Origin of the sequence: Stenotrophomonas sp. AB1(2024), from assembly GCF_037482345.1 — a bacterium.
Classification (GTDB): domain Bacteria; phylum Pseudomonadota; class Gammaproteobacteria; order Xanthomonadales; family Xanthomonadaceae; genus Stenotrophomonas.
In genome coordinates, this window is sequence record NZ_JBBHKO020000001.1 from 3,140,223 (window position 1) to 3,152,623 (window position 12,401).

Annotated in this window: 8 protein-coding genes and 1 riboswitch; of the genes, 4 read left to right on the forward strand and 4 right to left on the reverse strand. The window is 66.9% G+C overall.

The features are described 5' to 3' along the window. Window positions 1-30: 30 nt before the first annotated feature. On the forward strand, window positions 31-741 hold the full coding sequence (locus WIX41_RS14045) for an AraC family transcriptional regulator (RefSeq protein WP_339448513.1): 711 nt from the start codon (window positions 31-33) through the stop codon (window positions 739-741). Window positions 742-826: 85 nt separating this feature from the next. After that, entirely contained in the window at window positions 827-2,221 is a 1,395-nt protein-coding gene (locus tag WIX41_RS14050) for an amino acid permease (RefSeq protein ID WP_339448515.1), read from the forward strand. 428 nt (window positions 2,222-2,649) lie between these two features. On the opposite strand, the gene gcvP is transcribed toward WIX41_RS14050, so the two are convergent. Then, window positions 2,650-5,544 (reverse strand): aminomethyl-transferring glycine dehydrogenase, encoded by a 2,895-nt coding sequence (gcvP, locus tag WIX41_RS14055; protein ID WP_409187403.1) that lies wholly within the window; start codon window positions 5,542-5,544, stop codon window positions 2,650-2,652. A gap of 84 nt (window positions 5,545-5,628) precedes the next feature. After that, a riboswitch (glycine riboswitch) is annotated at window positions 5,629-5,730 on the reverse strand. A gap of 283 nt (window positions 5,731-6,013) precedes the next feature. Between gcvP and WIX41_RS14060 the strand changes: the two genes are divergently transcribed. Both WIX41_RS14060 and WIX41_RS14065 read left to right on the forward strand, forming a co-directional pair. Beyond that, the gene (locus WIX41_RS14060) at window positions 6,014-7,237 is read left to right on the forward strand and encodes a multidrug effflux MFS transporter (protein WP_339448518.1); all 1,224 of its coding nucleotides are present in this window, start codon (window positions 6,014-6,016) and stop codon (window positions 7,235-7,237) included. A 49-nt stretch (window positions 7,238-7,286) separates the two neighbouring features. Next, entirely contained in the window at window positions 7,287-7,673 is a 387-nt protein-coding gene (locus WIX41_RS14065) for a hypothetical protein (RefSeq protein ID WP_320457490.1), read from the forward strand. Between the two features lie 178 nt (window positions 7,674-7,851). Here WIX41_RS14065 and WIX41_RS14070 read toward each other — a convergent pair whose 3' ends face one another. From WIX41_RS14070 to WIX41_RS14080, 3 genes are all read right to left on the reverse strand, one after another. Then, window positions 7,852-9,828, reverse strand: a complete 1,977-nt coding sequence (locus WIX41_RS14070) for a M2 family metallopeptidase (RefSeq protein WP_339448521.1) — start codon at window positions 9,826-9,828, stop codon at window positions 7,852-7,854. A 76-nt stretch (window positions 9,829-9,904) separates the two neighbouring features. Next, window positions 9,905-11,557, reverse strand: a complete 1,653-nt coding sequence (locus WIX41_RS14075) for a phosphoethanolamine transferase (RefSeq protein ID WP_339448523.1) — start codon at window positions 11,555-11,557, stop codon at window positions 9,905-9,907. After that, complete coding sequence (locus WIX41_RS14080) at window positions 11,554-12,297, reverse strand: phosphatase PAP2 family protein (RefSeq protein ID WP_409187404.1); 744 nt, start codon at window positions 12,295-12,297, stop codon at window positions 11,554-11,556. The genes WIX41_RS14075 and WIX41_RS14080 overlap by 4 nt, the downstream gene beginning before the upstream one ends. Window positions 12,298-12,401 lie beyond the last annotated feature (104 nt).

The window sequence follows — 12,401 nt, forward strand, 5'->3', positions numbered from 1 at the left end:
GCAGCGTGTCCTTCCTTCTGCCACCCCCGCATGCGCGTTGAACCTGCCGACATCGAAGCCTTGTTCGATGCGATCCCCGACGTGCTGTTCTTCATGAAGGACCGCGACGGGCGCTATACGCACATCAACCAGACCATGCTGCGGCGGCTGGGGCTGAAGTCGCGCAAAGAGGTGATCGGGCGCACCGCAGCCGAAATCTACCCGACCGGGCTGGGCGCGGACTACGCCACGCAGGATGCGCAGGTGCTGGCCGGCAAGGTGATCGAGAACCTGATGGAGCTGCACCTGTTTGCCAACCGCGAGCCGGGCTGGTGCCTGACCTGCAAGCGGCCGTTGCTGGTGGAAGGCCAGATCCGTGGCCTGATCGGCATCTCGCGCGATCTCGGCCAGAAAGACAGCCTGGGTACCCAGTACGAGCAGCTGCGGCTGGCACTGGCGCACCTGAACGCGCATTACGCCGAGAACGTGCGCATGCAGACTCTGCTGGACATCACCGGCTTTTCGCTCTCCAAGCTGGAGCGCACCTTCCGCAAAGTGTTCCAGATGACCCCGCAGCAGGTGCTGACCCGCCTGCGCATCCAGATGGCAGTGCATCTGCTGCATGGCAGCGACACCATCGCCAGCATCGGCCAGGCCTGCGGCTTCACCGACCAGAGCGCGTTCACCCGCAAGTTCAAGGCCGAAGTCGGGGTGTCGCCGCGGGCCTATCGCGCCCAAATCGCGGGGCGTGCCGAGCCCTGATTACAGGGGCAAGGGCGTTCGGCCTATCCCGTCCGCCGGCTGGACAAGGTATGGTGTCGCACCTGTTGCCCGCCATTCGATTCCGATGCCCGCATCCCAGACTCCGGCCTCTTCCGCAACCTCCCCCCATTCCCGCCTGGAGCACGCGCTCAAGCCCCGCCAGCTGATCATGATGGGGCTGGGCAGCGCGATCGGCGCCGGCCTGTTCCTGGGCTCCGGCGTGGGCGTGCAGACGGCAGGCCCGGCGGTATTGCTGTCCTACCTGGTGGCCGGCGCGCTGGTGATCATCGTGATGAATGCGCTGGGCGAAATGGCGGCAGCCAAGCCGACCAGCGGCGCGTTTTCGGTGTATGCCGCCGACGCCATGGGCGCCACCGCCGGAGCCACCGTCGGCTGGCTCTGGTGGGTGCAGCTGGTGATCGTGATCGCCGCCGAAGCGGTCGGTGCGGCCGGCCTGCTGGCCACGGTGTGGCCGGTGATTCCGGTACCGATGGCGGCCCTGGCCTTCATGCTGTTCTTCACCGCGATCAACCTGCTGGGGGTGAAGAACTTCGGCGAATTCGAGTTCTGGTTCGCCATCCTCAAGGTCGCCGCGATCATCGGCTTCATCCTGATCGGCGTGGCCCTGCTGATGGGCTGGCTGCCGGACGTGGCTTCGCCGGGCCTGAGCAACTTCACCGAACACGGTGGGTTTGCGCCCAAGGGCCTGGCCGGCATCGGCGCAGCGCTGCTGGTGGTGGTGTTTGCCTTCGGCGGCACCGAAATCGTGGCGGTGGCCGCGGCCGAAACCGAAGATCCCGAACGCAGCATCGCGCGCGCCATCCGTACCGTGGCCTGGCGCATCCTGGTGTTCTACATCGGTTCGCTGAGCGTGATCATCGCGGTGGTACCGTGGACCAGCGAAGGGCTGAAGTCGCCATTCGCCGCCGTGCTGCAGATGGCCAACATCCCGGGCGCAGCCACCGCCATCACGTTGATCGCGGTGATCGCGCTGTTGTCGGCGCTCAATGCCAACCTGTATGGCGCCTCGCGCATGATGTATTCGCTGGCGCGTCGCCAGGAGGCACCGGCGGTACTGGGCTGGACCGACCCGCGCCAGGTGCCGATCATTGCGGTGCTGGCCAGCGTGCTGTTCGGCTTCGCGGCCACGGTGATGGAGCTGGTGTTTCCGGGCAAGGTGTTGCCGGTGCTGCTGAACATCGTCGGCTCCACCTGCCTGCTGGTGTGGACCATGTCGCTGCTGTCGCAGCTGATCCTGCGCAATCGCGCCAACAAGACCGGCGCGCGCCTGCCGTTCCGCATGGCCGGCTACCCGTACCTGACCCTGTTCGGGCTGTGCGTGCTGGCGCTGATTTTCGGCCTGCTGCTGTCCGAAGCGGAAACCCGCATCCAGTTCCTGTCGATGGCTGCGCTGACCGCGATCATCGCCATCACCAGCGAAATCGCACGGCGCGTGCGGCGGAATCGCGCGGACTGCTGAAACGAGAGATGTGCGAACTTCTGCTTGAATGGGGCGCCGCCCCGCTGGCGCGTGATTGACGGAAACGGCTCTTGTTCTGATGCTGACCCGTTACGTAGCGGTCGGTGTAGAGCCACGCCCTGCGTGGCTACCGCGCGCAGCGCGGCACAAGCGTCCGAAGCCACATCAACGCGGCGCAACGCAACCGCCCGACGTGTGGAGCCGGCCGAAGACACGGGTCAGGGTTCATGACCCTGAAACGAAGAGCAGCCACGCTACCGAAGCATGTCCCGTGCCCTGCGGCCAGAAATGGGCGCGTGGCGATGCGTTCATCGAAATGGCGCACGCCGGTCATGGGGCGCGGCGTGGCTCTACGGATGCGATGCGAGCATTGCCAACAAAAACGGCCCGCTTGCGCGGGCCGTCTTCGTTTCAACCGGGCAGAAGGATCAGACCTCCACGCCCTCGTCTTCCTTGTACGCGTCCACTGGGATGCAGGCGCACATCACGTTCTTGTCGCCGTACACGTTGTCCACGCGTGCCACCGGCGGCCAGTACTTCTGCTGGCGCAGGCTGGCCAGCGGGAAGGCCGCCAGTTCGCGCGGGTAGGCATGCGACCACTCGCTGGCCGATACCGCCGTGGCGGTGTGCGGGGCGTGCTTGAGCGGGTTGTCTTCGCGGTCCAGGCGGCCGTCTTCGATCGCGGCGATCTCCTCGCGGATCTGGATCATCGCGTTGATGAAGCGGTCCAGCTCGTGCAGCGATTCGCTTTCGGTCGGCTCCACCATCAGCGTGCCGGCCACCGGGAAGCTCAGGGTCGGCGCATGGAAGCCGAAGTCGATCAGCCGCTTGGCCACGTCTTCAGCGCCCACGCCCGAGGTCTTCTCCAGCGGGCGCACGTCCAGGATGCACTCGTGCGCCACCAGCCCGTTGCGGCCGGTGTACAAGGTCTTGAAGTGCGGGGCCAGACGCTTGGCGATGTAGTTGGCGTTGAGCAGGGCCACCTGGGTGGCCTTGCGCAGGCCTTCGGTACCCATCAGCGTGATGTACATCCAGCTGATCGGCAGGATCGAGGCGCTGCCGAAGCTGGCCGCGCTGACCATGCCCACCGGGCCGTTGTCGCCCAGCTTGCCCGGCAGGAACGGGGCAAGGTGCGACTTGACCGCGCACGGGCCCACGCCGGGGCCGCCGCCGCCGTGCGGAATGCAGAAGGTCTTGTGCAGGTTCAGGTGCGACACGTCCGAGCCCCACTTGCCGGGCTTGGCCACGCCGACCAGGGCGTTCATGTTGGCGCCGTCGGTGTACACCTGGCCGCCATGCTTGTGGATGATCTCGCAGATCTCGACGACTTCTTCCTCGAACACGCCGTGCGTGGAGGGGTAGGTCATCATGATCGCGGCCAGGCGGTCGCTGTACTTCTCGGCGTTGATGCGGATGTCGTCCACGTCGACATTGCCGTTGCCGTCGGTCTTGGTCACCACCACCTTCATGCCGCACATCTGTGCGGAGGCCGGGTTGGTACCGTGCGCCGAATCGGGAATCAGGCAGACATCGCGATGGCCTTCGCCGCGCGAGCGGTGGTAGGCGCGGATCGCCAGCAGGCCGGCGTATTCGCCCTGCGCGCCGGAGTTCGGCTGCAGGCTCACCGCGTCGTAGCCGGTGCACTCGACCAGCATCGCTTCCAGCCCGTCGATCAGTTCCTTGTAGCCAAGTGCCTGGTCGGCCGGGGCCAGCGGGTGGATGTTGGCGAACTCCGGCCAGGTCACCGGGATCATCTCGGCAGTGGCGTTGAGCTTCATGGTGCAGCTGCCCAGCGGGATCATGGTGCGATCCATTGCCAGGTCCTTGTCGGCCAGCGAGCGCAGGTAACGCAGCAGCTCGTGTTCGCTGTGGTGGGTATTGAACACCGGGTGGGTCAGGAACGCGCTGGTGCGCACCAGGCCAGCCGGCAGGGCGTCGGCGGTGGCAGCGTCCAGCGCTTCCACATCCACGCTGGTACCAAACAGCTGACCCAGCGCGACGATGTCGGCGCGGGTGGTGGTCTCATCCAGGCTGATGCTGACCGCTTCGCTGTCGATCGCGCGCAGGTTGATGCGCGCGGCGGCGGCCTTGGCGTGGATCGCCTTGGCGTCGATGTCCTTGACGTGCAGGGTGTCGAAGAACTGCTCGCCGACGTTGATGCCGGCATTGCGCAGCGCCGCGGCCAGGATCGCGGCCAGGCGGTGGGTGCGGCGGGCGATGCGGGTCAGGCCATCCGGGCCGTGGTACACGGCATACATCGAGGCCATCACCGCCAGCAGCACCTGCGCGGTACAGATGTTGGAGGTGGCCTTCTCGCGGCGGATGTGCTGCTCGCGGGTCTGCAGGGTGAGGCGGTAGGCGGCGTTGCCCTGCGCGTCGACTGACACGCCGATCAGGCGGCCCGGCATCGAGCGCTTGTAGGCATCGCGGCAGGCCATGAAGGCCGCATGCGGGCCGCCAAAGCCGAACGGCACGCCGAAGCGCTGCGAGTTGCCCACCACGATGTCCGCACCCCATTCGCCGGGGGCGGCGATCAGGGTCAGCGCGAGCAGGTCGGTGGCTACGGCGACCAGGCCGCCGCGCGCGTGCACGGCATCGGCCAGTGCCTTGTAATCGCCGATATGGCCGAAGGTGTCCGGGTACTGCAGCAGCACGCCGTAGGCGTCCGCTTCCAGCGCTTCGGCCGGGGTGCCCACGCGCAGCACGATGCCCATCGGCTCGGCGCGGGTGCGCAGCAGTTCCAGCGTCTGCGGGTGCACGGCGTCGTGCACGAAGAAGGTGTCGGACTTGGACTTGGCCGAACGCTTGGCCAGGGTCATCGCTTCGGCGGCGGCGGTGGCTTCATCCAGCAGCGAGGCGTTGGCGATCTCCATGCCGGTCAGGTCGGCGCACAGGGTCTGGAAGTTGATCAGCGCTTCCATGCGGCCCTGCGAGATCTCGGCCTGGTACGGGGTGTAGGCGGTGTACCATGCCGGGTTTTCCAGCACGTTGCGCAGGATGACGTTCGGGGTGAGGGTGCCGTAGTAGCCCTGGCCGATGAAGGTGCGGAACACCTGGTTCCGGTCGGCGATGGTGCGGATCTTGGCCAGCGCTTCCACTTCGGTCAGCGAGCCGGGCAGCGCCAGCGCGGCAGGCGACTTGATCCCGGACGGCACGATGGCGTCGGTCAGTGCGTCCAGCGAGGCGTGGCCGACCACGTCGAGCATCTGCGCGATTTCGGCGTCGTTGGGGCCGATGTGGCGTTCGACGAACGCGTGGTGGTGTTCAAGCTCGCGCAGGGTAGGGGCGGCCGTTGAGGGGCGGGTCTGGGACATGGCTGGCATCCAAAAGAGTGGGCACGCACGTTCGGAAGCGCGGACGGGGCGTGTCGTGGGCGACAACGATCCACCGGACCCTGCGGTCTTCCTGGGTGCCCCTCTGTCCTTTTGCCTGAGAGTTTGGAAGCGCGCGGCTGCGTGCTTCGTGCCCCTTCGGCGCCGGCACTGGCCGGTCTCTCCAGAGTTTTGGTGCGGGTGGTATCGGGCCTGAGCGATTACGGGCGTTGCGCCTTCGGCAGCGGGGTGTCCGCTTCTCCCACCATGTAGCCCGGCAATTATAGCCCAGCGGCCTTGCTGGCAACGCCCGTCCGGCACATGAACAGGGGGCGCAGACCGGTCCGTAACCGACCGCCGGGCATGGTGCCAGGCAGGCGGACGGCCTATCATGGCCGGATCCTCGTATTCATCAGGCGCCACCGCAGGCTGCGGCCGGCGCCTTGCGTGCGTTCGCGCACGGCCGCTGACGGAAGACCCGATGACACCCGCCTCACCCTCCACCCGCCGCCTGGCCCTGCTGCTTGCCGGCCTGGCCATGTTCGGCCCGTTCTCGATCGACACCATCTTCCCTGCGTTCCTGCTGCTGGGCGAGCGCATGCAGGTCGACCAGGTGGCGGTGCAGCAGACGGTCAGCGTGTACCTGCTGTTCTACGGCCTGATGAGCCTGGCGCACGGCCCGCTGTCGGACGCGTTCGGTCGCCGCCGGGTGATCCTGGGCGGGCTGGTGCTGTTCATTGCGGCCTCGATCGGCTGTGCGTTGTCGCGCGACCTGACCACGCTGCTGGTGTTCCGCGCGCTGCAGGGCGTCACTGCCGGCGTGGGCGTGATCGTGGGCCGCGCAGTGATCCGCGATCTGTACCACGGCGCCGACGCGCAGCGGCTGATGAGCCAGGTGTCGATGATCTTCGGCATTGCCCCGGCCATCGCGCCGATCATCGGCGGTTGGATCCTGCTCGGCGGCGGTGACTGGCCGTTGATCTTCTGGTTCCTGGTGGTGTTTGCGCTGGTGTTGCTGGTGGCCACCGGCAAGTGGCTGCCGGAAACCCACCCGGTTGAAGCACGCACGCCGCTGTCCACCCGCGCGCTGCTGCGCAGCTACCTGCAGATGGGCACCAACCCGCGCCTGTTGCGCCTGGCTGCGGCCGGTGCGTTCAATTTCTCCGGCATTTTCCTGTACGTCGCCTCCGCACCGGTGTTCGTGATGCAGCACCTGCACCTGGACGAGGGCGGCTTTGCCTGGCTGTTCATTCCCACCATCGGCGGCATGACCATGGGTTCGTTCCTGTCCGGGCGCATGGCCGGGCGGATCACCGCAGCGCGGCAGGTGGGGATCGGTTTCAGCCTGTGCGCGGTGTCGGCGCTGGTCAACCTGGCCTACGTGCTGGCGGTGGGCCAGATCGCGCTGCCGTGGGCGGTGCTGCCGATCTTCATCGGCGGCGTGGGCATGGCGCTGATCTTCCCGATCCTGGCGCTGGCGGTGCTGGACATGTACCCGCACCAGCGCGGGCTGGCCTCGTCCATGCAGATGTTCATCCAGCTGATGATCAACACGGTGGTGGCCGGGGTGATTTCGCCGATGCTGAGCAGCACGCCGCTGCACCTGGCCCTGGGTTACGCCGGCTTCTTCGCCATCGGCGCCGCCTTCTGGTTCTGGGAGCGGCGCTGCGAACGCCGCCGCGAGACCGCCGCGGCCCTGGTTTGAGCCGGTGCGCTATCCTTTCCTCATCTGTTGAAGTCCGGAAGTCCCCCTGATGTCGACCACCTCCAAGCTGCGCCGTGACCTGCGCAAGCGCCGCGAAACCGAAGCGGCCAACCGTGAAAAGGCCAATGCGTCGCCGGTGGAGCCACATGCCGAACTGCGCGACCAGCAGCGCACGCTGCTGGCCGGCGTGGTGCGCCGCGATGGCGAATGGGTGCTGGGCATGGACGGCCGCATCGCCGGCCAGACCCCCAGCGCCGCGCGCGTGCTGGCGCTGATCATGCAGGCGGCCGAACTGCACGAACGCCAGGGCACCCCGGTGCGCCTGGTCTATTCGGATGCCCTGAAGGACGCCGCGCATGCCGAAGCCAAGGCCGACGGCAAGGATTTCGAGCAGTTCAAGACCGAACTTGCCGCGTCCCTGAAACCCAAATCCTGAGCCGCTACGTGGCATCCACGCAGGGCGTGGATCTACGACGGTCCCCGAATTGCATGCAATGACGTAGAGCCACGCCCTGCGTGGCTGCTCGTAGTGCATGCAATCACGTAGCGACACGCCGCGCGTGTCCCACGTAGACCCAAACAAAAAAGCCGGCCCAAGGGGCCGGCTTTTTGCCTTACGGAGCCTTCGGCGCTGCCGCCGCGGCTGGTGCCTGCCACCCGCACATCTGGCCCTGGTTCTGCTGCTTGAGCCAGTCGTTGACCGGGGTGAAGTACTCGATCATCGGGCCGGCATCGAGCTTGTCGCCCCCGGTGATTTCCTTCAACGTGGCCTGCCACGGCTGGCTGGCGCCCTTGCTCAGCATCGCCCAGAATTTCTGGCCGGCTTCCTTGTTGCCGTAGAAGCTGCACTGGTGCAGCGGGCCCTTGTAGCCGGCCGCATCGCACAGGCCCTTGTAGAACTGGAACTGCAGGATGCGGGCCAGGAAGTAGCGCGTATACGGGGTGTTGCCCGGCACGTGGTACTTCGCACCCGGATCGAAGAACGCTTCGCCGCGTGCCGACGCCGGGGCCACGCCCTGGTACTTGGCCTTCAGGTCCCACCACGCCTTGTTGTACTGGTCCGGGGTGATCGAGCCATCGAACACACCCCAGCGCCAGCGGTCGATCATCAGCCCGAACGGCAGGAACGACACGCCGCTGAGCGCCATGCGCATCTGTGCGTTGATGGTCGCTTCGCGGCTTTCCTGCGGCTTGTCGACCAGACCGATCGAGTTCAGGTACTGCGGGGTCATCGCCAGCACGATGGTGTCGCCGATCGCTTCGTGGAAGCCATCGTTGGCACCGCCCTGGAACAGCGGCGGCAGCGGGTTGTAGGCCAGGTCGTAATAGATGTGGCCCAGCTCGTGGTAGATCGTGGTGAAGTTTTCCTCGTTCGGCTTGATGCACATCTTGGTGCGCACATCGCCTTCCATGTTCATGTCCCACGCGCTGGCGTGGCAGACCACGTCGCGATCCAGCGGCTTGATGAACTGGGTCTTGTCCCAGTAAGACTTCGGCAGCGCCGGCATGCCCAGCGACACGTAGAAGTCCTGCGCGCGTTCGGTCATCTGCTTGGCGGTGCGCAGTTCGGCCTCACGCTGCGCCTTGTACAGCGCTTCGACGTTCGCGTTGCTGCTGCCGGCCTTGGCCAGCGCGCCGCTCAGGTTGGCCTGGTACTGTTTTTCCAGCGCAGCGGTGATGTCCAGGTTGCCCGCACCGGGGTACGGTTCGAGCTGGTCCCACAGGTTGGACCAGTCCTGCTGCCACATGTTGCCCAGCAGGTGCGCTGCGATCAGGCCGCCTTCGGTTTCGGCCTTGTCCTTGCCGTAGGTCGCGTCCAGCTTGGTGCGTGCGTAGCAGTGCAGCTGCTCGTACATCGGCTTGACCTGTTCCCACAGGCGGTCGGTTTCCGGACCGATCTGCTCGGCCGGCATGTCGTAGCCGCTGCGCCACATCTGGCCGGCGTCGGCGAAGCCCATTTCCTTGGCGCCTTCGTTGACCAGGCCGACGAAGCGCTGGTAATCGGCACGCATCGGCTTGGTGGTGGCGTGCCAGCCCTGCCAGGCGTCCAGCTGCTTGTCGTAGTCGCGGCTGCGCGCCAGCACCTGTTCCAGGTCGCCGAGCTGGCGGCAGGTAGCCGGGTTGGCCTCGTCGGTGCAGTACTTGCCCGAACCGTAGGCGCCTTCCATGCGGCTGGCGATGCGGGTCAGCTCGCCCAGCTTGGCCGGGTCGCGCGGCGCCGGCATGGCGGTCATCAGCTTGAGCAGGTGGATCTGGCGCCTGGTGTCCTCGCTCATCGGCTGGCCGTCGTACTTGCCGGCCTGGGCGATCCAGCCATTGAGGATGGTCAGCCAGCGTTCGTTGGCCTTGGCCGCCACGCGCTCGGAATCGTCATTGATGTAGGTCGAAGACAACCACTGCGCCGAGGTCATTTCCGGGTACAGGGCCTTGTACTCGGCATTGACGCGGGCGATGAACTGGTCCGCGGTTTCGGTCGGCGCGGCGGTGCCTGCGGCCGGTGCATCGGCCGGGGACGGTTCCTTCTGGCAGGCCGCCAGCGTCAGTGCAGCGGCACCGACAGCCAGGGCCAGCAGGAGCGGGCGGTGGTTCACGGGGACATCCTTGGGTGGTGACAGACCGGCGAAGGCTAGTGGGGCCGCCGCCGCACCGCAAGGGCCACAGGTCCCGTCAGCGCCCGCAGGCGGCGAACAGGTCGCGGTCGCGCTCGTACAGGGCGGTCTTCACCTGCATCAGGCCCAATACCGAGGGGAACAGGTTGTCGTGGTCGGTGTACTGGCTGGCGCGCTGCCGCACGCAGGCCAGGTCCAGGCCCCGGCTGGCGACAAAGCCCGGCGAGAACCACATCGTCATCGGTACCCGGGTTTGTTCCTGTGGGGCGATCGCGTAGGGCACCCCGTGCAGGTACAGGCCCTTTTCACCCAGCGATTCGCCATGGTCGGACAGGTAGATCATCGCCGTGTCGTAATCCTGCATGCCCTGCAGGGTGCCGATGGTGTGGGCCAGCAGCTGGTCGGTGTACAGCAGCGCGTTGTCGTAGCTGTTGGTGATTTCCTCGCGGCTGCATTTGCCCAGGTCCGGCGTATCGCAGGTCGGGGTGAAGCGGCGGAAGCGGGTGGGGTAGCGCTCGAAGTAGCTCGGGCCATGGTTGCCCAGCTGGTGCAGCACCACCACGCGGTCGCCGGGCTTGGCACGCACCTGTTCGGCGAGGTTGTCGATCAGGATCTCGTCCATGCAGCGCCCGTTCGCGCACAGGGTGGGGTGGGTGGCATCGTCCAGCGCCTGCATCGGCAACCCTTCGCACACCCCCTTGCAGCCGGACTGGTTGTCGCGCCACAAGGTGCCGATGCCGGCGTGGTCCAGTACATGCAGCAGCGACTGGTGCGCGCGGATCTTCTTCTCGTCATAGTCATGGCGGCCATAGGGCGAGAACAGGCAGGGCAACGACACTTCCGTGCTGGTGCCGCACGAATGCATGTCGGGGAAGTTGATGGCATTGGTCTGCGCCAGCTGCGGCGTGGTCTGCCGGGCGTAGCCGTTCAAGCCCCAATTCTGCGCGCGCGCGGTTTCGCCCATCACGATCACCAGCAGCCGCGGTTTGCTGTCGGCCGCGCGCGGCGTCACTTTGGCATCCAGCCCGATCGGCAGCTTGGGCGCGCGCTGGATCGGGTTGTCGCCACGCAGTGCCTTGGGCAGCCCCAGCAGGTAGTTGCCCGGCGTGGCCAAGTAACGTACTTCGCGCTGGTTGCGCATCAGCGCCGACATTTCCTGGAACGACAGCAGCGAGCCGCCCAGCGCGACCGCCGCCGACAGCAGCAGGAAACCGCCACGCCAGAGCAGGGCCTTGCCCCAGCTGCGGCGCACCAGCTGCACGCGCCACAGCACCCCCATCGGCAGCAACGCCAGCAGCACCAGCGGTGCGATCAGGCTGGGGGTGATCAGCTCGCGGCTTTCCTTGTGGTCGGTCGCCAGTACATTGCGCAGCATGTCCGCATCCAGGTAGATGTGGTAGCTGCCCATGTAGTGGGCGGCCATCGCCGTCCCCAGCAGCAGCACGCCGATCATCACCTTGGCGTTCCAGCGCCATACCAGCAGGCCCATCAGCAGGCTGTGCGCGCCGATCAGCAACAGCAGCAGCGACAGGGCCAAGCGCAGGCTGCCCGGGTGGGTGGCCATCGCGCTGTGCCAGAACAGGCCGTTGCAGGCCAGCGCGAAGAACACGCTGGTGAGGACGATGAGCGTTTCGGTAGACCAGGTCGGGCGCCATTGGAGCAGGGCGGTGAACGTGGTGAGGCGCGGGGTGCGCGAGGCGATGGCATTCATGCGCGGGTTCCTTCTGCGGCGATGCGCCGTACCAGCAGGAACAGCAACAGCGACACCGTCCAGCAGGTCGCCAGCGTCCACAGGTCATGCGACAGGAAATGCGCGCCGCGCAACTGCTGGGCAGCGCCGAACGCGCCGCCGGCAACCAGCCCGATCGCCAGGCCGCGCCAGCGCCACGCCGGTCGGACCAGCAATGCCATGAAGTACAGACTGACCCAGGCAAAACCGGCACTGGAGTGTCCGGCCGGGAAGCACGCGCCACGCGGCATGCCCTGCGGGCGCGTGGCGAACAGGCCCACGTACTCACGCAGGCCACCGTAGCGCGCCAGGTCCCACGGGCAATCCATGTTGGTGGCCGACTTCAGCAGCGACACCACGCCGGTACCCAGCGCAACGGCCAACACCAGATAGAGCAGGGGCCAGCGCCATGCGGCGGCGCGTTCATGCCGCCAGGCGTGGAAGCACAGCACGATGACCAGCAGCGTTGCCGCCGCGCTCAACCACTTGCCACCCTTGTGCACCAACTGGCTGGTGGTCCAGGCGTTCTGCAGCAGCCACTGGTGACCTTCCAGGCGGTACAACTGGTCGGCGAGCCATTGATCGCCACCGCCCGCCATCAGCAGCGTGCTGGCGGCCAGGACCGCCAGCAGCGGCCAGCCCAGGTGACGGCGCAGGAAGGTGGATGCGTGCACGGACGCGTTCGGTGCGGGGGAAACGAGCGCAGCGGGAGCGGGAAGCATCAAGGCAGGGCCGGCGGGGAAACCGGCGCCATGGTCGTCAGCGGTGTGTCGGAGCGCGGTCGGAGCGATGTTCCCCGCGCGTTAATCGCGCCGCGCCGTGCACC